Annotated in this window: 24 protein-coding genes and 1 pseudogene; 20 read left to right on the forward strand and 5 right to left on the reverse strand. The window is 65.7% G+C overall.

The features are described from left to right. Nucleotides 1-8 precede the first annotated feature (8 nt). Entirely contained in the window at nucleotides 9-839 is an 831-nt protein-coding gene (locus ACQY78_RS19380) for an aldo/keto reductase (RefSeq protein WP_428677741.1), read from the reverse strand. A gap of 126 nt (nucleotides 840-965) precedes the next feature. Here ACQY78_RS19380 and ACQY78_RS19385 point away from each other — a divergent pair, with 126 nt between their 5' ends. From ACQY78_RS19385 to ACQY78_RS19405, 5 genes are all read left to right on the forward strand, one after another. Further along, nucleotides 966-1,841 (forward strand): hemolysin family protein, encoded by an 876-nt coding sequence (locus ACQY78_RS19385; RefSeq protein ID WP_428677743.1) that lies wholly within the window; start codon nucleotides 966-968, stop codon nucleotides 1,839-1,841. 13 nt (nucleotides 1,842-1,854) lie between these two features. Beyond that, complete coding sequence (gene lnt / locus ACQY78_RS19390; protein WP_428677745.1) at nucleotides 1,855-3,375, forward strand: apolipoprotein N-acyltransferase; 1,521 nt, start codon at nucleotides 1,855-1,857, stop codon at nucleotides 3,373-3,375. Nucleotides 3,376-3,551: 176 nt separating this feature from the next. Next, on the forward strand, nucleotides 3,552-4,007 hold the full coding sequence (locus tag ACQY78_RS19395) for a helix-turn-helix domain-containing protein (RefSeq protein ID WP_428677747.1): 456 nt from the start codon (nucleotides 3,552-3,554) through the stop codon (nucleotides 4,005-4,007). Nucleotides 4,008-4,210: 203 nt separating this feature from the next. Further along, complete coding sequence (gene metK / locus ACQY78_RS19400) at nucleotides 4,211-5,497, forward strand: methionine adenosyltransferase (protein ID WP_428677749.1); 1,287 nt, start codon at nucleotides 4,211-4,213, stop codon at nucleotides 5,495-5,497. Nucleotides 5,498-5,684: 187 nt separating this feature from the next. Then, nucleotides 5,685-7,805, forward strand: a complete 2,121-nt coding sequence (locus ACQY78_RS19405; protein ID WP_428677751.1) for a peptidase domain-containing ABC transporter — start codon at nucleotides 5,685-5,687, stop codon at nucleotides 7,803-7,805. A gap of 4 nt (nucleotides 7,806-7,809) precedes the next feature. On the opposite strand, the gene ACQY78_RS19410 is transcribed toward ACQY78_RS19405, so the two are convergent. From ACQY78_RS19410 to ACQY78_RS19420, 3 genes are read right to left on the reverse strand one after another with little or no spacing between them, the layout of a single operon-like run. Continuing rightward, nucleotides 7,810-8,274: an MmcB family DNA repair protein gene (locus tag ACQY78_RS19410; protein WP_428677753.1), complete on the reverse strand. Its 465-nt coding sequence runs from the start codon at nucleotides 8,272-8,274 to the stop codon at nucleotides 7,810-7,812. Between the two features lie 12 nt (nucleotides 8,275-8,286). Then, nucleotides 8,287-9,492, reverse strand: coding sequence for a tetratricopeptide repeat protein (locus tag ACQY78_RS19415; protein WP_428677755.1), 1,206 nt, complete (start codon nucleotides 9,490-9,492; stop codon nucleotides 8,287-8,289). Next, the gene (locus tag ACQY78_RS19420) at nucleotides 9,489-9,986 is read right to left on the reverse strand and encodes a hypothetical protein (protein WP_428677756.1); all 498 of its coding nucleotides are present in this window, start codon (nucleotides 9,984-9,986) and stop codon (nucleotides 9,489-9,491) included. Before ACQY78_RS19420 ends, ACQY78_RS19415 begins: the two co-directional genes overlap by 4 nt. A gap of 106 nt (nucleotides 9,987-10,092) precedes the next feature. Here ACQY78_RS19420 and ACQY78_RS19425 point away from each other — a divergent pair, with 106 nt between their 5' ends. From ACQY78_RS19425 to ACQY78_RS19435, 3 genes are all read left to right on the forward strand, one after another. Continuing rightward, on the forward strand, nucleotides 10,093-10,473 hold the full coding sequence (locus tag ACQY78_RS19425; protein ID WP_428677758.1) for a hypothetical protein: 381 nt from the start codon (nucleotides 10,093-10,095) through the stop codon (nucleotides 10,471-10,473). Then, entirely contained in the window at nucleotides 10,470-11,339 is an 870-nt protein-coding gene (locus tag ACQY78_RS19430; RefSeq protein ID WP_428677760.1) for an alpha/beta fold hydrolase, read from the forward strand. Before ACQY78_RS19425 ends, ACQY78_RS19430 begins: the two co-directional genes overlap by 4 nt. Before the next feature lie 443 nt (nucleotides 11,340-11,782). Continuing rightward, nucleotides 11,783-12,505 (forward strand): TetR/AcrR family transcriptional regulator, encoded by a 723-nt coding sequence (locus ACQY78_RS19435; RefSeq protein WP_428677761.1) that lies wholly within the window; start codon nucleotides 11,783-11,785, stop codon nucleotides 12,503-12,505. Nucleotides 12,506-12,559: 54 nt separating this feature from the next. Here ACQY78_RS19435 and ACQY78_RS19440 read toward each other — a convergent pair whose 3' ends face one another. Continuing rightward, a complete protein-coding gene (locus ACQY78_RS19440) occupies nucleotides 12,560-13,015 on the reverse strand; it encodes a c-type cytochrome (RefSeq protein ID WP_428677763.1) in 456 nt (151 codons plus the stop codon). 196 nt (nucleotides 13,016-13,211) lie between these two features. Between ACQY78_RS19440 and ACQY78_RS19445 the strand changes: the two genes are divergently transcribed. The 12 genes and pseudogenes from ACQY78_RS19445 (at nucleotide 13,212) to ACQY78_RS19500 (ending at nucleotide 24,493) form a co-directional block, all read left to right on the forward strand. Continuing rightward, entirely contained in the window at nucleotides 13,212-13,907 is a 696-nt protein-coding gene (locus ACQY78_RS19445) for a cytochrome b/b6 domain-containing protein (RefSeq protein ID WP_428677764.1), read from the forward strand. 78 nt (nucleotides 13,908-13,985) lie between these two features. After that, nucleotides 13,986-14,834: an AAA family ATPase gene (locus ACQY78_RS19450; RefSeq protein ID WP_428677766.1), complete on the forward strand. Its 849-nt coding sequence runs from the start codon at nucleotides 13,986-13,988 to the stop codon at nucleotides 14,832-14,834. A gap of 22 nt (nucleotides 14,835-14,856) precedes the next feature. Beyond that, nucleotides 14,857-16,038 carry a vWA domain-containing protein gene (locus ACQY78_RS19455; protein WP_425069349.1) on the forward strand — a complete coding sequence of 394 codons (1,182 nt, stop codon included), beginning with the start codon at nucleotides 14,857-14,859 and terminating at the stop codon, nucleotides 16,036-16,038. Nucleotides 16,039-16,147: 109 nt separating this feature from the next. Continuing rightward, nucleotides 16,148-17,782, forward strand: a complete 1,635-nt coding sequence (locus ACQY78_RS19460) for a thiamine pyrophosphate-requiring protein (protein WP_428677768.1) — start codon at nucleotides 16,148-16,150, stop codon at nucleotides 17,780-17,782. Between the two features lie 19 nt (nucleotides 17,783-17,801). Beyond that, complete coding sequence (locus ACQY78_RS19465) at nucleotides 17,802-18,860, forward strand: redoxin domain-containing protein (RefSeq protein ID WP_428677769.1); 1,059 nt, start codon at nucleotides 17,802-17,804, stop codon at nucleotides 18,858-18,860. 8 nt (nucleotides 18,861-18,868) lie between these two features. Next, a complete protein-coding gene (locus ACQY78_RS19470) occupies nucleotides 18,869-19,288 on the forward strand; it encodes a hypothetical protein (protein WP_428677770.1) in 420 nt (139 codons plus the stop codon). Nucleotides 19,289-19,335: 47 nt separating this feature from the next. Continuing rightward, nucleotides 19,336-19,608, forward strand: a pseudogene (locus ACQY78_RS19475) (dipeptidase); the annotation flags it as partial. Nucleotides 19,609-19,711: 103 nt separating this feature from the next. Further along, a complete protein-coding gene (locus tag ACQY78_RS19480; protein ID WP_428677771.1) occupies nucleotides 19,712-20,200 on the forward strand; it encodes a membrane dipeptidase in 489 nt (162 codons plus the stop codon). A gap of 97 nt (nucleotides 20,201-20,297) precedes the next feature. Beyond that, nucleotides 20,298-20,747: a (2Fe-2S)-binding protein gene (locus ACQY78_RS19485; protein ID WP_428677772.1), complete on the forward strand. Its 450-nt coding sequence runs from the start codon at nucleotides 20,298-20,300 to the stop codon at nucleotides 20,745-20,747. Nucleotides 20,748-20,758: 11 nt separating this feature from the next. Further along, entirely contained in the window at nucleotides 20,759-22,930 is a 2,172-nt protein-coding gene (locus tag ACQY78_RS19490) for a molybdopterin cofactor-binding domain-containing protein (protein ID WP_428677774.1), read from the forward strand. Further along, complete coding sequence (locus tag ACQY78_RS19495; protein ID WP_428677776.1) at nucleotides 22,930-23,223, forward strand: c-type cytochrome; 294 nt, start codon at nucleotides 22,930-22,932, stop codon at nucleotides 23,221-23,223. Before ACQY78_RS19490 ends, ACQY78_RS19495 begins: the two co-directional genes overlap by 1 nt. A 13-nt stretch (nucleotides 23,224-23,236) precedes the next feature. Then, the gene (locus ACQY78_RS19500; RefSeq protein ID WP_428677777.1) at nucleotides 23,237-24,493 is read left to right on the forward strand and encodes an FCSD flavin-binding domain-containing protein; all 1,257 of its coding nucleotides are present in this window, start codon (nucleotides 23,237-23,239) and stop codon (nucleotides 24,491-24,493) included. Nucleotides 24,494-24,496 lie beyond the last annotated feature (3 nt).

Raw genomic sequence — 24,496 nt, forward strand, 5'->3', positions numbered from 1 at the left:
CGAGCCTCTCAGAGCATCTCGAGCGGCTGCTTTGTCCGGGGCGGCGGGAAGGCGCGATCGAGTTCGGCCAAGACCTTCGGGGTGAGTTTCACCTGGAGCGCCGCAAAATTCTCTTTCACGCGCTCGCGCGTGGACGACTTGGGAATCGTCACGACGCCGGGCTGCGCGAACAGCCAGGCCAACGCCAGCTGGGCCGGCGTGCAGCCCACCTCGTCGGCAATCTTTCTAAGCGGCGCCTTGCGCAGCAGCGCGCCTTGGTCGAGCGGCGAATAGGCCATCAGCGGGATCGAGCGTTTCCGCATCCAGGGCAGCAGGTCGAACTCCGGCCCGCGACGCGACAGGCAGTAGAGGACCTGGTTGGTGCCTGTCAGTCCTTTGTCGAGACCGGCGGCTTCTTCCATGTCGTCCCGGTCAAAGTTGCTGACGCCGAAATCGCCGATCTTTCCGGCGTCCTTCAGCTTGTGAAACGCCTCGAACGTCTCCTCGATCGGCGCACCCCCGCGCCAATGCAGCAGATAGAGATCGATGCGCTCCAGCCGCAGCCGCTTCAGGCTGCGCTCGCAGGCGGCGATCGTGCCGGCGCGCGAGGCGTTGTGCGGGTAGACCTTGCTCACGATGTACGGCCGGGTGCTGCGACCTGCGAGCGCATCGCCCACGATTTCCTCGGCGCCGCCTTCACCGTACATTTCGGCGGTATCGATCATCGGGTAGCCGAGATCGAGGCCGTATTTCAGGGCGTCGAGCTCTTCACCTCGCCGGCGCGCGTTCTCGCCCATGCGCCAGGTGCCGAGGCCCAGCACAGGCATTTCCGCTCCGGACGGCAGTTTGCAGGAACGCATCGGGAACTTCCATGGATTGCAACACGGGGCCGATAGCCTATCTTACGAACCATGCCTGACTCCACAGCGCACAGTACCAGGCCGGGCTTCAGCCCGGCTTCGTCGACTGAGCTTCTTGCCACCCCGGTGACATCGCCGGTTCCCGATGTCCCCTCGAGCGGCGGGCTGCTGCGCGCCATCCTGCGGCGCCTCCGCCGCAAGGAAAAGAACGAGGCGGTTCGTGAAGCCATCGAGGAGCTGATCGAGGAGACTCCCGAGAGCGACACCCCGATCAGCGAGGACCAGCGGGTCCTGCTCGCCAACATCCTGAAGCTGCGCGACAAGACGGTCGCCGACGTCATGGTGCCGCGGGTCGACATCGTGGGCATCGCCGCCGACACGCCGCTCGACGAGGTCGTGCGGCTGATCCAGGCCGAGGCCCATTCGCGCTATCCGATCTACCGCGAGTCGCTCGACGACGTGATCGGCATGATTCACATCAAGGACGTGCTGGCCTACTGGGGCACCTCCAAGAAGTTCAATCTTCGCGACATTTTGCGGCGCGTGGTGTTCGTGGCGCCGACCCTTCCGGTGCTCGACATGCTGCTCGATATGCGGCGCTCGCGTACGCACATGGCGCTGGTGGTCGACGAATTCGGCGGCACCGACGGGCTCCTGACCATCGAAGATCTTGTCGAGGAGATCGTGGGCGAGATCGAGGACGAGCACGATGTCGCGCAGACCCCGACCGTCGCCCGTCGCGTCGACGGGACGATCGACGTCAATGGCCGCACGCCGATCGAGCTTCTCGAGGAGGAGATCGGCAAGGTCCTGTCGGAGGACGAGCGGCGAGAGATCGACACGGTGGGCGGCTTGATCTTCTCGCTGCTGGGCCGCATTCCCGAGCGCGGCGAGGTGGTCCGCCATCCGTCCGGCGTGGAATTCGAGATCCTCGACGTCGATCCCAGGCGGATCCGCCGCCTGCGGGTCCGGCCGCCGACGACGGCCCCCGCCGCCAAATAACCGATCGGATGCGATGACCCTCACGAGCTGGCGCGCCGCGGGCGTCGCGTTTCTGGCCGGTGCCCTTGCTGCGCTCGCGATGCCGCCGCTGTACTGGCTGCCGCTCGCGGTGCTGGGCATCGTGGCCTTCGTCTGGTTGTGGGATACCGCACCGGGCCCCAGGAGTGCCCTGCTGCGCGGATGGGCGTGGGGGACGGGCCATTTCGCCGTCGGATCCTACTGGATCGTGGAAGCCTTCTTCGTGCCGCCGGCGGACTATGCGCTGCTCGGTCCGCCGATCGTCATCGGTCTGGCGGCACTCCTCGGTTTCTTCCCGGCGATGGCTGCCGGCGCCGCGAAATGGGTCGCCCTGCGATGGCCTTCGGTGGGTGGCCGATATTGCCGTCTGCTGCTGCTGGCCATTGCGTGGACGATCGCGGAGTGGCTGCGCGGTCATCTCTTCACCGGCTATTCGTGGAATCCGCTCGGCCATGTCTGGGCCTTCGCGACGCCGCTGCTGCAGGGCGCCGCACTGTTCGGTGTCTATGGCCTTGGGCTGCTGACGTTCCTGATCCTGGCCGCGCCGGCCGCGGGATGGCGGGCATCGTTGCTGGCACTCGTGGTCGCCGGCGCCGCGGGCTTTGCGGGCCAGTCGGCAATGACGCCGATCGATACGCCGGACGGGCCGCTGGTGCGCCTCGTCCAGCCCAACACGCTGCAGGCGGAAAAGTGGCGGCCGGAACTGCGCATGCAGCACATGGCCAAGCTCGTGGAGATGAGCCGCCGCCCGGGCTTCGATGGGCTGGCGGCCGTGATCTGGCCCGAGACGGCGCCGCCCTTCATCGTCGAACCGGGATCGTCGGCTCTCGAATACATGGCGACGGCTGTGCCGCCGGGCGGCTATCTCCTCACCGGCGCGGCGCGCGGCACCCGCAACCGCGAGGATGGTGTCTGGAACTCGTTGCTGGTCATCGATGCCGCCGGCGCGATCGTCGCGACCTACGACAAGGTCCATCTCGTCCCCTTGGGCGAGTACATTCCGTTCCACAAGCAGCTCGCTCCCGTTTCCGGGTTCATCGGCCGCGGTTCGTTCGAGGTGGGGGAGTCGCGCGTGACGCTCGATCTGCCACGCCTGCCGTCCTTTTCGCCGATCATTTGCTACGAGGTGATCTTCCCGGCGGCCGTGACCGGGCCGGGCGCCCGGCCGCGCTGGCTCCTGAACGTGACCAATGACGCCTGGTTCGGCCTTTCGAGCGGCCCCTACCAGCACCTGGCCAGCGCCCGCCTGCGGGCCGTCGAAGAAGGTCTGCCGATGCTCCGAGCCGCCAACACCGGCGTCACGGCGGTGATCGATGCCTATGGCCGGATCCTGGCAGCGCTCGACATGCAGCAGGAGGGCGTCCTCGACCATCGGATTCCCCCGGCGCGCGAACCTACGCCGTACGGGCGCTGGGGCGACGCCACTCTGATTTTTCTCCTGCTCTTCGCAGTGACGGCCCTCGTCGCATTATCTCGTTTCACAATTGATGAAAAAACAAGGAATTCAAAGCGTTAACCGCTGTGTCTAGGCTTGCATTCGCTTCGGGGGGGCAGTAGGTAATATGCAGCCTGCGCGTGTAGATATGCATTTTTGCACATGTGGTCTGGCAGCAGTCGCTGCACGCCTTTCAGCCATTATTTGGCCCTATCGGCGTTCATCGGAGATTGAGTTTGGAAGGAGAAGGGGGACCCATGGCGAGATCGCATCCCGTTGATGTCCATGTCGGAGCGCGCATGCGCCAGCGGCGCACCCTCCTCGGCATGAGCCAGGAGAAGCTTGGGACGGCGGTCGGCCTCACCTTCCAGCAGATCCAGAAGTACGAGCGCGGGTCCAACCGGATCGGCTCCAGCCGCCTGTTCGAGTTCGCCAAGGTGCTGGACGTTCCCGTGTCTTATTTCTTCGACGAGATGCCCTCGAACGCGCTGGCGGGCCGGCCGATGTCCGGTCGGGGTCGCAAGGGCTTCGGAGAAGCCGGCACGCCGTTCGAGCAGGAGAAGGACCCGCTGATCAAGCGGGAGACCCTCGAGCTCGTGCGGGCCTACTACAAGATTCGCGAGAGCAAGGTGCGCAAGCGCATCTTCGAAATGGTGAAGGCCGTCGGCGTGGCGAGCCACGCCGAGGCGGCCGTCACCCGCAAGGGCCGCTAGCGCTGGGACAAGATGCGCGGGGCGATCACTCTGCGATCTGCTTGCTTTCCACCGCCATTTGAGGTTTTAACGGGGCGCGGCTCCGATGGTCGGCGCCGCCGCGGACGGATTTGGACGACTTGCCACCGCGCAAACAAAGGCTAAGCCGGACGTTGGCGGAATCACCGCCCTGCCCGGGGTCCAGTGCACTTTGGGAGGGATCGTTGGCGCTCAAGGACTATATCTTCACCAGTGAATCGGTTTCGGAAGGTCATCCGGACAAGGTCGCGGACCAGATTTCGGACGCGATCCTCGACGCGTTCATCGCCAATGACGTGAAGCTCGGCCATGCCGACGACAGCCACGCCAATACGCGCCTCGGCTGCGAGACACTGGTCACCACCAACAAGATCGTGATTGCCGGCGAAGGCCGCGCCTCCGAGCCGTACATGAAGAAGTACGGCAAGAACACGATCGTCAATCGTGAGGCGATCACCGAGATCGCGCGCGATGTCGTGCGCGACATCGGCTACGATCAGGACGGCTTCTCCTTCCACGGCGCCGACGTCGAGGTGCTGCTGCACGGCCAGTCGCCCGACATCGCGATGGGCGTCGATGCCAAGAAGAAGGGCGGCAATCTCGGCGAACAGGAAGGCGCGGGCGACCAGGGCCTGATGTTCGGCTTCGCCTGCCGCGACAGCGAGGAATACGAGAAGGGCTCGTTCATGCCCGCTCCGATCTTCTTCTCGCACAAGATTCTCGAAGTGCTGAGCAAGGCCCGCCGCTCGGGTGAACTCGGCGATCTGCAGCCCGACGCCAAGAGCCAGGTGACGGTGCGTTACGTCGACGGCAAGGCCGTCGGCGCCACCAAGGTGGTGGTGTCCACGCAGCATCGCGAGGCGACTGCCAAGGGCAAGAAGTACAACTCCGCCATGATCCGCGAGATGATCGCGGGCCATGTCGAGAAGTCGCTGCCCAAGGGCTGGATGCCCAAGAAGGCCTCCGACTTCTTCGTCAACCCGACCGGCAACTTCGTCGTCGGCGGTCCCGATGGCGATTGCGGTCTCACCGGCCGCAAGATCATCGTCGACACCTACGGTGGCTACGCCCCGCACGGCGGCGGTGCCTTCTCCGGCAAGGACCCGACCAAGGTCGATCGTTCGGCAGCCTATGCCGCGCGCTACCTCGCCAAGAACGTCGTGGCCGCCGGTCTCGCGGACCGCTGCCTGATCCAGGTCGCCTATGCGATCGGTGTCGCCGATCCGATGTCGCTCTATGTGAACACCGACGGCACCGGCAAGGTCGACGAGCGCAAGCTCGAGAAGGTCCTGTCGGAACTCTTCCCGCTGCGCCCGACCAACATTCGCCGGTCGCTGCAGCTCAACAAGCCGATCTACCAGCGCACGGCCGCCTACGGCCATTTCGGCCGCAAGCCGGAGAAGGACGGCGGCTTCTCCTGGGAACGCACCGACCTCGTAGCCGAGCTGAAGCGCGCGTTCGGCGCCCGCTAGACCTTCCGAATGGCACGAACGAGGGGCGCGCAACGCGAGTTGCGCGCCCTTTGCTTTAGGATATACCCCTAAATAATTGAATTCAGGGGTGTTTCTGGTACCCTTGGCCATGGCTCCCCTCGAGAACGGAGGCTTCCAACAGCAGTCCGCATGGGACGAGGCCGGCCGTCACCGCGTCGATTCCCTGATGAGGGCCCTGCTCTACATTGCCCAGCAGGTGGGGCGGCCCGTCAGCGAGGCCGATATCCGACGGCTGACCGCCGTGCCTGCGACTGGCCTCGACGAAGCGGCCTTTCTGGCGGCAGGGGGACGGCTCGGTCTCGAGAGCGAGGCGATCGACCTCGCATCGCGTTCGCTCGACGAACTCCCTCTTCCTTTCGCGCTCCTCGCCGCCGACGGTCGAGTCAACGTCGTGGTCTCGGGGCGCGCGGACACCTGGACCATTCTCGATGTCGACGTGGGCCGCGTCTGGCAGGTGGCGGCCAAGAACGTCGGCACGCTCGGTTCGCGCGCTCTGTTGCTTCGCCAACCGCTGGGGCCGCTTGCGTCCGGGCAATGGTATGCGCCGCTCTGGGCGCGCGTGCGCCCGGTCGTGTTCAAGCTCGCCGCGGCGTCGTTCGCGATCAACCTGCTCGGGCTCCTCACGCCACTTTTCATGATGCTGGTCGTGAACCTGGTGATCGGGCGCGATCCGCCGGACCGCCTGTCGTCGGTGATGTTGACGCTCTGCGCGGGCATGTTTCTCGCCTATGCCGCCGATTTCGGTCTGCGCGTCGCGCGCGGTTGGCTGTCGGCCAGGACCGGGGCGCGACTAGACGCGCTGATGAGCGCCGAGGTGCTCCATCATCTGATGGCCTTGCCCTACCGGCATTTCGAACGCACGCCGTCGGGCGTCATCGCCGAGCGGCTGCGCCAGCTCGACGTGCTGCGGGGCTTTTTCACCGGACAGATGCCGGTGCTGGCGATCGATCTGCTGTTCGTCGCGCTGTTCCTGATCGCCACCTTCGTGATCAGCACGACACTGGGCTTGATCACCGCCCTCGCCATTCCAGTGCTGGTCGGTGTGTCGCTCGCCAGCCACCGGGCGCAACGGCGCCTGGCCGACGAGACCTTCCAGGCATTGGCCGCGAAGAGTTCGACGCTGACGGAGACGGTGGCCAACGCCGCCACCATCAAGGCGCTGGGACTGGAGGCCGAGGTCGAAAAGCGCTGGCAAGTCCGGGTCGAGCAGTCGGCCCGAAGCAGCCTGCGCGCCAACAACCTCGCCAGCATTGCCGCGAGCGCTTCGGGCACGCTCCAGCTCGTGGCATCGCTGTTCATTGTGATGGTCGGAGTCGCCGAGATCGCCGATCAGCGCCTGACCATCGGTGCCCTCATCGCCGCCAATATGCTGGCGGCGCGGGCGCTCCAGCCGATGCGCCAGCTGGCGAGCGCCTGGCATCAGTTGCAGGCGGTGAGCGCCGCCTTCAAGCGGGTCGACGAGTTGATGCGTGAGACGCCCGAAGCGGCGCCGGGCGAGTTCGCGCCGATCCCGGCGCTGTCCGGCGAGATCACGCTCGAGCGCGTGACCTACCGCGCCCATGACCGCGGCCCGCCGACCCTGCGCGAGGCCGATCTGACGATTGCGGCAGGAGAGATCGTCGGCATCGTGGGCCCTTCGGGTTCGGGCAAGACCACCATCGCCAATCTGGTGCAGGGTCTCGTCAGCCCCGCGGATGGCCGCGTCCTGGTCGACGGCACCGACATTGCCCATATCTCGCCGGCACAGCTTCGGGCGCAGATCGGCGCTGTACCCCAGGACGTTCAACTCTTCACCGGGACGGTGCGCGAGAACATCGCGATGGGCGTCGTGGACAAGGATCCCGGTCGTGTCGTTGCCGTGGCGAAGTTCGTCGGCGCGCACGACTTCATCCAGCGCCTGCCGCAAGGCTACAACACCGTGCTGGGCGAGCGCGGGCAGGGCCTGTCAACGGGCCAGCGCCAACTCCTCTGCATCGCCCGCGCGCTGATCCGCAATCCCCGCATCCTCATCCTCGACGAGGCGACCAGCGCGCTCGATCCTGCCACCGAGGAGCAGCTCCTGCGCCAGCTCAAGGCCAACACGCGCGGGCGTACCGTCATCATGATCACCCATCGGCTGGCGCCGCTTGCCATCGCCGATCGCGTCGCGCTGGTGATGGAAGGCCGGGTCGAGCGCATCGGACCGCCGACGGAGGTGATGGCCTATGCCCGCATTCGCATGGCGGAGGCCAGCCGCGGCCAGACCCTGGCGGGCGCCGTGAGCACCGGCCGCTCGACGCCAGGCTGAAGGCTCAGAGGAAGTCGACGAACTCGGGATCTTCCAGGCGCGCCAAGCGCTCGGCGGAGAGGCGCGCGCAGTCGATGAGGAGCGACTTGCGCCGCGCGGCGGCGACCGGGCGGCGCGGCGGATGGCGCAGAATGTCGCCGCCATAGGCGTCGGCAACGATCAGGCCGACTTCTTCGGCGATCAGCGCCTGCGGGAAGTCGACCGGGACGGCGAAGTAGAGGAGGTCGCACCAGGCCAGATAGTCGGGCCATTTCTGGTCGACACGCCAATCCTCGATCGACGACTTCACCTCGACGATGGTGAGCTCGCCATTTCCGCCGATCGCCATGATGTCGGCGCGTCGCCCGTCCGGCAGCGGCAGCTCGCGCAGGACGGCCCGGCCCGACTGGCGCATGAGCCGGCAGGCGCCGCGGCAGACCGCGAGAGTGATGTCAGGGCGCGTCTGGCGCGCGGCGTCCGACAGCTGCATCGTCGACGGCGCTCAGCGGCGAACCGGCACGAGGCGCGGCAGGGTCTCGTCGCGCGGCAGTTCCGAGGTCGGCTTGAAGGCCTGGGCCAGCGCCTCGCCGCGCTTGCGGTCGCGATCCGGCACCTTGTCGCCCACCTTCTCGCGAACGGCGCGGGCTTCCGGATGGCCGCCGCGTTCGGCCAGGTACAGCCATTTGAAGGCCTCGACCGGGTCGATCGTGCCGGCGGTGCCGGTCAGCAGCATGACGCCCAGCGCCTGTTGCGCCTCCGCCAATCCCTGTTGGGCGGCGCGTGAATACCAGAGTTGGGCCTGCACGGGATCGCGAGCGACGCCGGAACCTGCGAGGTAGGCATTGGCGAGCTTGAACTGGCCCGAAGGCACACCGGCTCCCGCCGCGGCCTCGTACCAGCTGATCGCCGATTTCAGGATCTTTTCGTTGGCCGCCTTGTCACGCGTCGCCGGCGTGCGGACCGCCATGTCACCCAAGGCGAGCGCAGCTTCGGGCACGCCGTTCTGCTGCGCCTGGATCAGCCAGCGCTGTGCGGCGGCAGGGTCCTGCTTGACGCCCGACCCTTCGGCAAGCGCCAGCCCATAACGGAGGGCTGCCAGCGTGTGGCCCTTCTCGGCGGCCCTGCGGAAGAGGTCTGCGGCCCGGGTCGAATCGGCCGATGCCTGTCCCGCGCTTTCGGACATGGCGCGCCCCAGCGCGTAGGTGGCGTATACGTCGCCGTCGAGGGCCGCCTGCTCCAGCCAGGCCCGAGCCTGAATGAGGTCGCGCGGCACCCCTTGGCCGCGGAAATAGAGCGTGCCGAGGTTGAGCTGCGCACGGCGGTGGCCCTGTGCCGCCGCTTTCTCGAAGAGCTGGATCGCCTGAGCCGGATTACGGGCGACGCCGGCGTCACCATTGATGAACACCAGCGCCAGACGGTGCTGGCCTTCGGCGGAACCCGCATCGGCGGCCCGCTGGATCAGCCTCAGACCCTCGGCCTTGTTGCCTCGGTCGAGCAGAACGGCGCCAAGCCAGGCATCGGAATCGGCGGTCGGAGCGCCCAGGGAGCGCAGGGTCCGCTCGGCGGTGGCGGTATCGCCCTGGCGATAGGCCGTTACCGCGGGACGAAGCGACGGGGCTACGTCCGAGGCGTCGGATGGCTGCTGGGCGTGCGCGACGGCGCTTGCGACCAATAAGGCCGCGGCGAGCACCGCTCGCGCCGCGATCATTTCGTCTTGAAAGTGAAAGCGGCCGCAGCCGCCTTGGCCTTCTCGATCTCGCCGGGCGGCAGTTCGCGCGCGGCCTGTTCAAGCGCCAGATTGGCGTTGGGAACGTTCCAGTGGTCGGCGATCGCGCACCACTTGTAAGCTTCGAAGAGGCTCTTCGGCACGCCCTTGCCTTCGGCATAGGCGCCCGCCAGCGGGATCATTGCCGGGAGGTAGCCGCGCTCCGATGCGTCGAGCAGGAGGGGGGTCGCCTTGTTGATGTCGAACAACTTGGATTCGGCATTGCCGTAGACATAGAGCCCAAGCACGAATTGGGCACGCGGATCGCGCTCCTTCGCGAGAAGCTGTAGCTCCTTCTCCGCCGTAACGGTGTCGCCTGCCTGGAGGGCCTTGACCCCTTCCTCCATGCCGGCAGCGGCCGGCTGGACGGCAGCGGTGAGCAACAGGGCGGCCCCGGTGAGGGGGAGGAGGGCGCGAACGGAACGAACGAAGTGCACGGAAAAGCTCCCGGAAGGCGCGGCCGATACTGGCGGAATGGAGAATCGTCTAGCATGGAATTGAGGCCGAAACACGAAACGCGGCCTGGAGAGGGAGGGGGAGGGGATGCTCGAACAACTTGCTGATCTCGTGAACGGCGACACGGCCCTCGTGAGGCGCGGCCAGCATTTCACGGGGGCTTTCCTGGTGGAAGCCCGTCCGCGCGTGTGGCTGGTCCATGTTCTGAGGGGACGGATCGACAAGGTTGAAACGGGCCCCCTCGTCATGCCGTCCTGGCGCTTCGCCCTTCGCGCCGACGAGGTGAGCTGGCAGCGCTTCTGGCGGCCGCGGCCGGCACCGGGCGATCACGATCTGCTCGCCTTGGTCCGCCGCGGGCTCATGAAATTCGAAGGCGACCTGCAGCCGCTGATGGCGAACCTGCTCTACATCAAGGGCGTGCTCGAAACGCTCCGTGCGGCGCAGGTGACGAACGGAGCGACGCGATGACCGCCGCCCGTCTCGAGCCGATCGTCGGCCGCTACCTGTCGCTTGAGTTCGAAGGGGAACGCTATCGCCTCTATTTCGAGGAGGCAGGCGACGGAATTCCACTGATCTGCCTGCACACGGCAGGCGCCGATGGAAGGCAATATCGCGGCGTGCTGAACGACCCGGAGATCACCAGGCGCTTTCGAGTCATCGCCTTCGACATGCCCTGGCATGGCAAATCCTCGCCTCCTGCCGGCTTCGAACGCACGGAATACCGGCTGACGCGGGATTTCTACACCGCCTTCATCGTGGCCTTCGGCGAGGCGCTCTCGCTGGAGCGGCCGGTGGTGATGGGCTGTTCGATCGGCGGCCGCGTCGTGCTCAATCTGGCGGCGACTCATGCCGAGCGCTTTCGGGCCTTGATCGGCCTGCAGGCTTCGGCGCATGTCGCGCCCTATTACGACACCGAGTGGCTGCATCATTCGGACGTCCATGGGGGCGAAGTGTGCGCCGGCATCGTTTCTGGCCTCGTCGGTCCAGATGCGCCGAGCGCCCATCGCTGGGAGACCCTGTGGCACTACATGCAAGGAGGCCCCGGTGTCTTCAAAGGCGATCTCCATTTCTACAAGGTCGATGGCGATCTTCGCGAACGCATCGCGGCGATCGATACCCGGCGCTGTCCGCTGTACCTGCTGACGGGGGAGTACGATTACTCATGCTCGCCCGCGGAGACTGAGGAAGTTTCTGCGATGGTGCCGGGCGCCACCTGTACGATCATGCCTGGTCTCGGTCATTTTCCGATGAGCGAGGATCCAGATCGCTTTCTCGAGCATCTGCGGCCCGTCCTCGCCGCCATCGCAGATGATCCGTCGGGGCGTGTGTCGTGAGGCGATACATGCACGCCGCATGAGTTGCCATTCCCGACTAACTCATCGGCAGCAGATGCTCCAATTGCTGGACAATCGCGGGATCGCCCGGCGGCAGATATGCATTCTTGCAAGTGCCGTCGCTTACGGACTGAGGTAGAGTATCGCCATAGACAAAGCCCGCCGGCGGCCCCCCAAGCCGCTTTTCGAAGCCGTTCCCACACACCCAAGGGCTTCGATCAACCCACACCCAGGCGGGCTCATAGGAAGGCCGATCGTCCCCAAGCGATCGGCCTTTCGTATTTCTGGATAATGCTGCGTGGCAACTGGACGCTCTGCCGGATGCGCTTGCTGAAGCGTGTCGATATTGCCTTGTCACTGCAACTGTAGATGACCAAAAACGCTTATCACAGAATGGGATAATGCAGTAAATACAGGTATAGTAGTCGGCAAGATATGCATTTTTGCAAGTTACTCTGAAAATGTCGACTGGTAGAGTCAGAAACCCGCGTAAAAAACCTCCATCGGTTCCAATGAAAATTGTCGGATTCGCCATTGATGTGTCGAACGTGCAGGACGAACGCATCATCCGGGGGCTGCGCGTTCGACGATCTCTCATCCAGGCGACCCTGGATCTCTTCCATGCAGGCGATGCCGAGCCGACAGCCGGGGCGATCGCGACCATCGCCGGCCTTTCGAGCCGCACGCTCTCCCAGCACTTCCCCGACCTGAGCGACCTTTATGCGGCTGCCTTCGATCTCGCCGTCGGCCGTGCGTTCAGTGCCGATCGGCCGGTGGATCCTGCGGCACCGCTGGCCAGCCGCATCACGCTGCTGGTCTCCGACCGTGCGCAACTCTTCGAGGAGTGGCTTCCGTTGTGGAGCTTCGCCGAGCGTGTGCGCCGCGTGTCGCCGGCGATCGGAGCTGCCATGGCGCGTCTGCGCGAGGTCCTGCGCCAGCGGATCGCCGTTTGGTTTGCCGCCGAACTCGAAGCTCTCGATCCGCAGGCGCGCAGTCTCGGGCTCGATTCGCTCGACCGGGCCTTTGGCTTCGAGAATTGGATGAACATGCGCGAGCGCCAGCGCCTGTCGCCCATGCGTGCATCGAGGACGTGGCGTTTCGCGGCCGAGGCGATCGTGCAGCAGGCCCTTGCTGGTCCGGTTCGAGCATCGACGGCGGCGGCCTGAGGCCAAACGAAAGGGCGACGGAAAGACCGTCGCCCTCATGTCTCTCTTATGGATTTAGTTGGCCTTCGCCTGGAACTTCTGGTGGCAGGCGCCGCAGGTCTTGCCGGTGTCGGCGAATGCCGTCGCCAGCGCCTCGGCATTGCCCGAGCCGGCCGCCGTCGCAAGCTTGTCATAGGCCGCGTCGGCAGCCTTGCTGGCCGCTTCGAAGCCGGCCCAGTCAGTCCAGATCGCTGGCAGGGCTCGGGTTTCGCCCTTGTCAGAGCCGGCCGGGAACATCTTCACAAAAGACGCCTCGAGCGTCTTCAGCTTCGCGGCCTGCTCAACGGCGCCAGCGGTCGGCCCCTTGGCATCGACGATCGCCTTGATGGCGCGCATCGCGGCTGCCGTCTGCTTGCGATTGTCCTTGCGCTGGGCGATCACGTCGCCCTGGGCCATCGCGATCGTCGCGCCGCCCACCATTGCGCCGGCGGCGAGCGCGCCGACCACCGCAAGAACCAAACTCTTCCTCATAGACCCATCCCCTTTGGCTGATTTGGCTGGCTGTTTATACCTCGCCAAGGAAGCATTTGTTGCAGAGCCCGGCGCGGAAGCGAACGGTCCGCTGAAACAAGACCCATCACGACTGCGTGTAGTGGTCGCGGTCTGGTCCTTGCCTACAGCCCCAATGACTCGACTATTCTGTCCCCTCGCAAGGAGATGACGACCGATGGCCGGCAAGAACGACAAGATCCTCGTCTGGGACGTGCCCGTCCGGCTGTTCCACTGGTTGCTGGTCGCCCTGATGGCGACCTCGTATTTCAGCGGGCGAGCCGGCGGGGATTGGATGCAACTCCATTTCTGGTCGGGCTATGCCATCCTGACCTTACTGCTCTTCCGCCTCGCCTGGGGCTTCGTCGGCAGCACCACCGCGCGCTTCTCCAGTTTCCTCAAGGGCCCCCGGGCTGCGTTCGCGCATATTGCACATCTGTTCCGCAAGGAGGGCCCGTGCGATGCCGGGCACAATCCGGTGGGCGGCGCCATGGTGCTCGTGCTGATCTTCGCCGTACTGGCCCAGGTCGTGGCCGGTCTGTTCAGCGCCGACACCGACACCGGCATGGTGAACGGACCTCTCGCGCTCAAGGTCGCCGACAAGTGGGTCGAGCGGGCGACCGATTTTCATGCGTGGTGGATCAACGTGCTGCTCGTTCTGGTGGCGATCCATGTCTTCGCCGTCGCGCTCTACCTCGTCTGGAAGCGGCACAATCTGGTCGGCCCCATGATCACCGGGCGAAAGCGGATCGATCAGGCGGTCGAACCGGGCGCACCCGCACCGCGGCTTGCCTTCGCGTCGAGCCGCCTTGCGATGTCTGTCCTGCTCGCCTGTGCCGCTTTGGTCTATTTCATCGTCCGCGCGGGCGGCTGACCTGTTCGCGCGGCCTTGCTGGCCTGAAACCGCCCCTCTAGGGTGGCTTTAACCACAGTGAAATTTGGATTTTGCACCATGAAATTTACCGGTACCGACTCCTACGTTGCCAGCGACGACCTGCGCGTGGCGGTGAACGCGGCGATCGCGCTGCAGCGTCCGCTGCTCATCAAGGGCGAGCCCGGCACCGGCAAGACCGTCCTGGCGCATGAAGTGGCCAAGGCGCTGAACGCCCCGATCATCGAGTGGCACATCAAGTCGACCACCAAGGCTCAGCAGGGCCTCTACGAGTATGACGCGGTCTCGCGCCTGCGCGACAGCCAGCTCGGCGACGAGCGCGTGAAGGACATCGGCAACTACATCAAGAAGGGCAAGCTGTGGGAGGGCTTCACCGCCCCGGTCCGCCCAATCTTGCTGATCGACGAGATCGACAAGGCCGACATCGAGTTCCCCAACGATCTGCTGCAGGAACTCGATCGCATGGAATTCTACGTCTACGAGACGCAGCAGACCATCAAGGCGACCGAGCGCCCGATCGTGATGATCACCTCGAACAACGAGAAGGAACTGCCGGACGCCTTCCTGCGCCGCTGCTTCTTCCACTACATCCGCTTCCCCGATCGCGAGACGATGACGCAGATCGTCGACGTGCACTACCCCGACCTGCAGCGCAACCTGCTGCGCGAGGCGCTGAACGTGTTCTACGACATCCGCGAAGTGCCGGGTCTGAAGAAGAAGCCGTCGACCTCCGAACTGCTCGACTGGCTGAAGCTGCTGATGGTCGAGGACATGTCGCCGGAGTCGCTGCGCTCCAAGGACTCCAAGCAGCTCATTCCGCCGCTGCACGGCGCACTGCTGAAGAACGAGCAGGACGTGCACCTGTTCGAGCGTCTGGCCTTCATGGCGCGGCGGGAGCAGCGCCAGTAATTACCGCTGAGAGGAGAACGCGATGTTCATCAACTTCTTCCTCGAGCTGCGCAACGCCAAGCTGCCGGTCTCCATCAAGGAATATCTTTCCCTGATGGACGCGATGGACAAGGGGGTCGCCGACTACAGCGTCGACGATTTCTACTATCTGTCGCGCGCCGCGCTGGTGAAGGACGAGCGCAACCTCGATAAGTTCGACCGCGTGTTCGGCACTGTCTTCAAGGGGCTTGAGGCGCTGCCTCCCGAGGGCGTCGCCGCCGAGATCCCCGAGGAATGGCTGCGCAAGCTGGCCGAGAAGCTTCTCACCGAAGAGGAGAAGAAGCAGATCGAGTCGATGGGCGGCTGGGAGAAGCTCATGGAGACGCTTAAGAAGCGTCTCGAGGAGCAGCAGAAGCGGCACCAGGGCGGCAACAAGTGGATCGGCACGGCCGGCACCTCGCCGTTCGGGGCCTACGGCTTCAATCCCGAGGGCGTGCGCATCGGCCAGGACAAGGGCCGCGAGGGCCGCGCCGTCAAGGTGTGGGACAAGCGCGAGTACAAGAACCTCGACGACACGGTCGAGATCGGCACGCGCAACATCAAGATCGCGCTGCGCCGCCTGCGCAAGTTCGCACGCGAGGGTGCCGAGGTCGAGCTCGACATGCCCGACACGATCCGCTCGACGGCGCGCAATGCCGGCTATCTCGACATCAAGATGGTCCCGGAGCGGCGCAACAAGGTGAAGCTGCTGATCCTGTTCGACATCGGCGGCTCGATGGACGCGCATATCCGGGTCTGCGAGGAGCTGTTCTCGGCGGCCCGCTCGGAATTCAAGCACCTCGAGTTCTTCTACTTCCACAACTGCCTCTACGAGAAGCTGTGGAAGGACAATCGCCGCCGTCACGTCGACACCTTCTCGACGGCGCAGATGCTCCATACCTATCCGCCGGACTACAAGGTACTGTTCGTGGGTGACGCCTCGATGAGCCCCTACGAGATCGCCTATCCCGGCGGCTCGGTGGAGCATTGGAACGAGGAAGCGGGCCAGGTCTGGATCCAGCGCGTGGCCGACACCTATCGCAGCATGGCGTGGCTCAATCCCGTGCCGGAGCGGCACTGGAGTTACACACCGTCGATCCAGCTGCTGCAGCAGCTGACGAGCAATCGCATGTTCCCGCTTACCCTGGGCGGTCTCGACAGCGCGATGAAGGAATTGAACAAGTAGGACCTCGTCTGAGGCCCACCCCCTCCCTGCCTCCCCCGTCTGACGGGGGAGGTGCCCGAAGGGCGGAGGGGAGAGCCACTGTAAGGCTCCACCGTAGGGAGAAACGAAGATGAAGACCGGCCCGGCAGTCGCGGAAATCCTGAAGCGCGAAGGGGTCGAGTATCTCTTCGCCTATCCCGTCAACCATCTGATCGAGCACTGCGCCGCGATCGACATCCGTCCGATCATCGTGCGCCAGGAGCGTATCGGCCTTCACATGGCCGACGCCATGTCGCGCATGACCAAGGGCCGCAAGATGGGCGTGTTCTGCATGCAGAGCGGTCCGGGCTCGGAGAACGCCTATGGCGGCGTGGCCCAGGCCTACGGCGAATCGGTGCCGCTGCTGGTCATCCCGGCGGGCTATCCGCGCCGCATCGCGCACGTGCCGCCGAATTTCAACTCGACCATCACCATGGCGCATGTCGCCAAACATGCCGAGCCGATCACTTCGGGCGCCGACATCGAGAACGTCATGCGCCGGGCCTTCAGCCTGCTGCGCAACGGCCGCGGCTCGCCGGTCATTATCGAGTTCCCGGCCGAAGCCAATGGCGAGGACGCGCCCGATCCGCTGACCTACGAGCCGATCAAGCCGACGCGCTACGGTCCCGATCCGGCCGCCGTGACGGAAGCCGCGAAGGTGCTGGTCGAGGCCAAGCGTCCCGTCATCTATGCCGGTCACGGCGTGCACTGGGCCGAGGCCTATGACGAGCTGAAGGAGCTGGCCGAACTGCTGGCGATTCCCGTCTGTACCTCGCTGCAGGGCAAGAGCAGCTTCGACGAGACCCATCCGCTGTCGCTGGGCTCGGGCGGACGCGCCTATCCGAGGCAGGTCCGCCACTTCCTCGACAAGTGCGACGTGCTGTTCGGCATCGGCTGCTCCTTCACCGAGACCAACTTCGGCATCTCGATGCCGAAGGGCAAGACGGTGATCCACACCACGCTCGATCCCAACCATCTGAACAAGGACGTGCGCTGCCAGTACGGCCTGATCGGCGATGCCAAGCTCGCACTCCGCGCCATGATCGACGAGTGCAGCAAGCTGGTCGGGGGCAAGAAGCGCGATGCCGCGCCTGTCGTGGCGGAGATCAAGCCGATCGCCGACGCGTGGCTCGACGAGTGGATGCCCAAGCTCACCAACAACGAGGCGCCGCTCAATCCCTACCGCGTCCTCTGGGACCTGCAGCACACGGTCGACAAGGCCAACACGATCATCACCCACGATGCCGGCAGCCCGCGCGACCAGCTCTCGCCGTTTTGGAAGACCACCGCGCCGCACACCTATATCGGCTGGGGCAAGACCACGCAGCTGGGCTACGGGCTCGGCCTCGCCATGGGCGCCAAGCTCGCCTGCCCCGACAAGCTGTGCATCAACGTCTGGGGCGATGCCGCCATCGGCTTCACCGGCATGGACTTCGAGACCGCGGTGCGCGAGCGCATTCCGATCATGTCGATCCTGCTCAACAACTTCTCGATGGCGATCGAACTGCACATCATGAAGGTGTCGACCGAGAAGTATCGCTCGACCGACATCTCGGGCGACTATGCCGCCATGGCGCGGGCCTTCGGCGGTTATGGCGAGCGCGTGACGAGGCCGGAGGACATCATCCCGGCGATCAAGCGCGGCATCGAGCAGACCCAAAAGGGCGTGCCCGTGCTGCTGGAGTTCATCACCTCGAAGGAAGTGACGATCTCGACACCTAAGTGATTTGGAACGGGAGGCCGCGATGACGAAGATCCTCACGCCCACGGGCGAGTACGACGTCGGCGCGCATGACGGGCTCTGGGTGAGTCCCGTCGATGCCGAGCGTGTCACCGGCTGGACGTTGAAGCCCGAAGGCATGTGCCAGGCCGATCTGTGCGTGCCGTTGCCGGCGTCTGCGCTCGCGCCCAACGAAGTCGACCTCGAAGCCTTCTGGAAGAAGCTGGGTGGCCCCGTCGTCGGAAGCGAAACGCGCGACGTCTGGGCATTGGGTGCACCGGCCGAAGAGCGCAACGCCGCGCTCGAGGGGCTCGAGGCACCCAGCTTCACCCTGCCGGATGTCGACGGCGTGCCGCGTTCGCTGTCGCAGCTTCGCGGCCGCAAGGTCTTCCTCGCCACCTGGGCGAGTTGGTGAGGCTGCCGCTTTGACTTGCCCGTGTGGCAGGCCCTCTACGAAGAACTGAAGGACAAGGGGTTCATGGTCGTGGCCGTGGCGCAGGAGAGCCGTGGCGCCGAGCATGCCCGTCCATGGATCGAACAGGCGAAGTCGTCCTACTGGCAGCTGATCGACACCGATCATCGCCTCGAGGACCTCTATAATCTCGTGAACGTGCCGCAGGCGATCTGGATCGACGAGCAGGGCCGGATCGCCCGCCCGCCCGAAACCGCGGGCTCGACCGACCATTTCCGGCGCATGGATCTCGCGACGCGCACGATGACCCCGGAGGACCAGGCCGAGCGCCTGGCCGTGCGGCAAGCCTATCTCGACGCGGTGCGTGCCTGGGTCACGACCGGCGCGCATGCGCTGCCGGCCGAAGTGGCGCGTGCAAGCCTGCCGAAGGTCACGCCCGAAATCGCCGAGGCGCGGGCGCGTTTCCGCCTCGGGGTCTGGCTGCGCGCCAACGGCCGCGCCGCCGAAGGCGACCGGCAGATGGCTGAAGCGAGCCGCCTGCATCCCAACTCGTGGAGCCTGTGGCGCCAGGCGGCCGATCTCGACGAGGTCGGCAAGGCATCGGGCCCGGAGTTCTGGAAGCGGGTGCAGGCGCTCGGCGATCGCCCCTATTATCCGCCGGCCAAACTGTAGAGGAGCCGATGCGTCTCTCGTGGCGCGACCTCGGGACAGCGCGGGCTGACAAGGCCGATGGCAAGCGCGTCGAGATCGTGGGCTTTGCCCTCCCGTCGCAGCCGAGGGGCGCCGCCGAGGCATTCCTGCTCATGGCAGAGCCCGGTTGCTGCGTAGGCTGCGCGCCCAACAATCCGTCGGCGGTCGTCGAGGTCTTTGCCGAGCGGCCGCTGAAGACCCCGACTGGGGCGCTGCGTGTCAGCGGCGTCTGGTGCGTGTCGGCCTACACGGACGGCTGGCGCTATCAGGTGCGCGAGGCCGAGGTCGCGCGAATGGTCAAGCGTCGGACGTTGATGCTGCGAGCCCGCTCTTCTGTCTTCCGGTCCCGGCGGTGGCGCAGGCAGCGGACGGTCTGGCGGTCGATATTCACAGTCACGCCGGCAACCTGACGCGAATGAGCTACGGCCGCGGTGGCTTCTCTGCCGTCGCGGATCCGATGCGCCAGGGCGGCCTTTCGGCGATCTCGCTGGCGGTCGTTTCCGATTCACCAATCATCCAGCTCACCAATGGGCGTCTGCGGCCAGCCCGCGAGCCCAGGCCCGGCGAACTCTATGCGTTCAGCCAGCACTCGTTCCCGGCCCTGCACGCGCTGGCGCGTGAGCAGGGGATGCCGATCGTCAGGACCGCGGCGGAGTTGCGGGCTGCCCGCTCCGGCAAGCCTTCCCTCATCGTGGCGTCGGAAGGCGCCGACTTCCTCGAGGGCGAGATCGAGCGCCTCGACGAGGCGTACCAGCGCTGGGCGTTGCGCCACCTTCAGCTCACGCACTACCGGCCCAACGAGCTGGGCGACATCCAGACCGAGCCCAGCGTGCATGACGGGTTTGACGCCGTTCGGCGCCGAGGTGATCCGTCGTTGCAGCGCGCTGGGCATCATTGTCGACGTGGCGCACGCCACTTTCGAGGGCGTCAAGAAGGCCGCGGCCGTCACGACGAAACCGCTTGTTCTCTCGCACACCTCGCTCATCACCCGGCCTGCCGCCTGGACGCGCCGCATCCTGCCGGATCATGCGAAGGCGGTCGCCGCAACGGGCGGCGTTGTCGGTATCTGGCCGGTCGCCGACTATTTTCCCAATATCGTTGTCTACGCGACCGACGGCTTCGCGCGGATGGTCGATGTCGTCGGCATCGATCACGTCGGCCTCGGCACCGACCAGATGGGGCTCGTGGGCGGGAGTGCAATGCCGAGTTACACCGATCTGCCACAATTGGCGGCCGCTCTGCGTACACGATTCAACGCAGAAGAAACGGCAAAACTCCTGGGCGGTAATTACCGGCGGGTATTCGAGGTCTGCGTCGGCTGACAGCATCACACCTCCGTGAATGCAGCACGTCTGCCAAGCGGTCGAGCCCTCGCTGGGCTACGCTATTTCAATAGTTCCTGAACAACGGGAGACTGGGATGGCTGTCCTCAACGTCAACGGCAAGTCGGTCGACTACACTGCCGATCCGGATACTCCACTCCTCTGGGTGCTGCGCGAACAACTGGGCCTCACCGGCACCAAGTATGGCTGCGGCATCGCGCAATGCGGCTCCTGCACGGTCCATATCGACGGTGCACCGGTGCGTTCCTGCAGCATCCCCGTGAATGCCGTGGGAACGCAGAAGGTCGTCACCATCGAAGCGGTCGCCGAGAACGGTGTGCTGAACAAGATCCAGAAGGCCTGGGTCGAGCTCGACGTGCCCCAGTGTGGCTACTGCCAGAGCGGCATGGTGATGGCTGCGACGGCGCTGCTCGCCGCCAAGCCCAATCCGACCGATGCCGACATCGACGAGGCGATGACCAACATCTGCCGCTGCGGCACCTACCAGCAGGTTCGCGCGGCCATCCATGCCGCGGCGAAGGCCTAAGGGGACGCATCATGACGATCCAGACCTCTCTCGGCCGTCGCGGCTTCCTGGTCAGCGGCGCCGCCGTTGCCGGCGGCTTCTCGCTCGGCTTCCATCTGCCCTTCGACGAAAACGTGGCGCACGCCCAGACCGTCAGGGAGCTGAATGCCTGGGTGGTCATCCACCCAGACGACAAGGTCGTGATCCGCATCGCCCGTTCCGAGATGGGGCAGGGCACGCTCACCGGCCTCTGCCAACTCGTGGCCGAGGAGCTGGACTGCGACTGGAACAAGGTCACCTGGGAATATCCGACGCCCGGCGAGAACCTGAAGCGCAACCGAGTTTGGAAGAACTTCTCGACCGGCGGCAGCCGCGGCATCCGCGAAAGCCAGCAATATGTCCGCGAAGGCGGCGCCATCGCGCGCGAGATGCTGATCGCGGCGGCGGCCAAGCAGTGGAACGTGCCGGCCGCGGACTGCAGCGCGGCGAACAGCACCATCACACACAAGGCGTCGGGCAAGACTCTGACCTACGGAGCCGTCGCTGCCGCGGCGGCCGAACTCGAGCCGCCCAAGGACGTGAAGCTCAAGGACCCGAAGGATTGGAAGATCGCGGGCAAGCCGCTGAAGCGGCTCGACACGGTCGAGAAGGTCACGGGCAAGCAGCTCTACGGCATGGATTACGCGATGCCGGGGATGCTCAACGCGACCGTGCGCGCCTGCCCGGTGATCGGCGGCAAGCTCAAGGACTTCGACGCCAGCAAGGCCGAGAAGATGCCGGGCGTGAAGAAGATCTTCGCCATCGACGGGGACGCCGTCGTGGTCGTGGCCGACACCTACTGGCAGGCCAAGACGGCGCTCGACGCCGTCACGACGAACTGGAACGTCGGTGATCTAGGCAAGGTCTCGACCGAGACCATCAAGGCCACGCTGAAGGAGGGCCTCGACGCCAAGGAAGCCTTCGTCGGCAACAAGGCGGGCGACGCGCAGAAGGCGATCGAGGGCGCCGCCAAGAAGGTCGAGGCCGTCTACAGCTTCCCCTACCAGCACCATGTCACCATGGAGCCGATGAACGCCACGGCGCGCTTCACACCGGAGAAGTGCGAGGTCTGGTGCGGCACGCAGAACGGCGAGGCGGCTCTGGCCGCGGCGTCGGAAGCGGCCGGCCTGCCGATCGCCAAATGCGAGGTCTACAAGCTCATGCTGGGCGGCGGCTTCGGCCGGCGCGGTCGCTCGGATTATGTGCGTCAGGCCGTGCTCGCGGCCAAGGAGATGCCCGGCACGCCGATCAAGCTCATCTGGTCGCGCGAAGAGGACATGACGCACTGCCAGTACCATCCCACGACGATGGCCAAGATGACGGCCGGGCTCGACGCCCAGGGCAACCTGGTCGGCCTGCACGTGCGCATCTCCGGCCAGTCGATCCTGGCCTCGCTGCTGCCGCAGAACCTCGTGAACGGCATGGATCCAGCTACCTTCCAGGGGCTCATGCAGAGCGGTGTCGAGGCGGCCTATGGCTACGACATCCCCAACCTCATGATCGATCATGCCATGCGCAACCCGCACATCCCGGCGGGCTTCTGGCGGGGCGTGAACGTGAACCAGAACGCCGTCTACATGGAATGCTTCATGGACGAGCTGGCGGCGGCGGCGGGCCAGGATCCGCTCGCCTATCGCCTGAAGTACCTGAAGCCGAAATGGGCGGCGGTGCTCAAGGCCGCCTGCGACAAGGCGGGCTATGGCAAGCCGCTGCCGGAGGGCCGCTACCACGGCATCTCGCAGGTCATGGGCTACGGTAGCTACGTCGCCGGCGTCGCCGAGGTCTCGGTGAGCCCCGATGGGCAGCTCAAGATCCACAAGATCACGGCGGCCACCAATCCCGGTCACGTAGTCAATCCGGCGCAGATCGACCGCCAGGTCGCAGGCTCGTTCGTTTACGGCCTGTCGGCTGCCCTGTACGGCGAGATCACGGTGAAGGACGGCGCGGTCGAGCAGACTAACTTCGACAGCTATAACGTGATGCGCATCGACGAGATGCCCGACGTCGAGACGGTCCTGGTGCCGACCCACGATTTCTGGGGCGGCGTCGGCGAGCCGACCATCGCGGTCGCGGCGCCTGCCGTGCTGAACGCGATCGCCAAGGCGACGGGCAAGAGGGTGCGCAACCTACCGCTGGCGAACAACGACCTGAAGAAGGGCGCCTGATGCATCGAACGCTGCTGCCGGGCCTGGTCAGCATGATCCTGCTGGCCGGTCCGGCAACGGCGGCCGACGCGCCGCCGGGCGCCAGCTCCTGCACCGGCTGCCACGCGCCCAAGACGGTCGCGGATTCGGTGATTCCGCACATCGCGGGCCGCAAGGCCCAGGACATCGTCACCTTCATGCGCGAGTATCGCAGCGGCGCTTGGCCGTCGAGCGTGATGGGCCGCATCGCCAAGGGTTTCGACGACCAGCAGACCGAGGCCATCGCGGCCTGGTTCGCGGTGCAACCGGAGTAGGGACACAGCAGGCATGGCGACGCGCCGTCATTTCCTGAAGCTCACCGCCGCGGCGGGGCTCGCACCTTCCGTCGTGTCCGCGCAGGGCAAGGCCAACGTCGTCGTGATCGGCGGCGGCTTCGGTGGCGCCACGGCGGCGCGCACGCTGAAGGGGCTGCAGCCAGCGCTCGACGTCACCCTGGTCGAGCCCAATCCCGTCTACACGTCCTGTCCGTTCAGCAACTCCGTGCTCGCCAACCTGCGCGAGATGGACCAGCAGCAGTTCCGCTACGACGGCATCAAGGGCGCCGGCGTCACCGTCGCCGAGACCAGCGCGACTTCGGTCGATGCCGAGTCGAAGACCGTCACGCTAGCCGACGGCAACAAGCTTTCCTACGACCGCCTGGTCATGTCCCCCGGTATCGATTTCAACTGGGGCGCCATCCCCGGCTACGACGAGGCCGCTGCCGAGAAGATGCCGCATGCCTGGAAGGCGGGGGCGCAGACCGTGCTGCTGCGCCGGCAGTTGCAGGGGATGGACGATGGCGGGCTGGTCGTGATGTCGGCGCCCGCCAATCCCTTCCGCTGTCCGCCCGGTCCCTATGAACGCGCCAGCCTGATCGCCTACTGGCTCAATATCTGGAAGCCGAAGTCGAAGCTGTTGCTGCTCGACTCGAAGGATGCCTTCTCCAAGCAGCGCCTGTTCCAGAACGGCTGGGCCGAACTCTATCAGGGCATGATCGAATGGGTGCCGCTCAGCCAGGGCGGCAAGGTGACCTCGGTCGATCCCGCGACGCTCACCCTCACGACCGAGTTCGGTGCCCACAAGGCATCGGTTGCCAACGTGATCCCGCAGCAGAAGGCCGGCGCCATCGCCGCGCAGGCCGGCGTCGCCGATCGTACCGGCTGGTGCCCGGTCGAACCGGTCGCCTTCGAATCGACCTTGCGGCCCAACATCCATGTGCTGGGCGACGCGGCGATCATGGGCAGCATGCCCAAATCGGCCTTCGCCGCCAATGCCCAGGCCAAGGTCTGTGCCGCCGCCCTGGTGAAGCTACTGGCCGGTGACAAGCCGCAGGATCCGGTCGTGATCAACACCTGCTACAGCCTGGTCGCGGCCGACTACGGCATCTCGATCGCCGGCGTCTATCGTCCCGACAAGGGCCAGCTCACCGACATTCCCGGTGCCGGCGGCACCAGCCCGCTCGTGGCCGTGGGCGGCCTGCGCGGACAGGAAGCGCTCTACGCATCGAGCTGGTTCCGCACCATCACCGCCGAGACGTTCGGGTGATGC

Source organism: Reyranella sp. (assembly GCF_965279625.1).
Lineage (GTDB): Bacteria > Pseudomonadota > Alphaproteobacteria > Reyranellales > Reyranellaceae > Reyranella.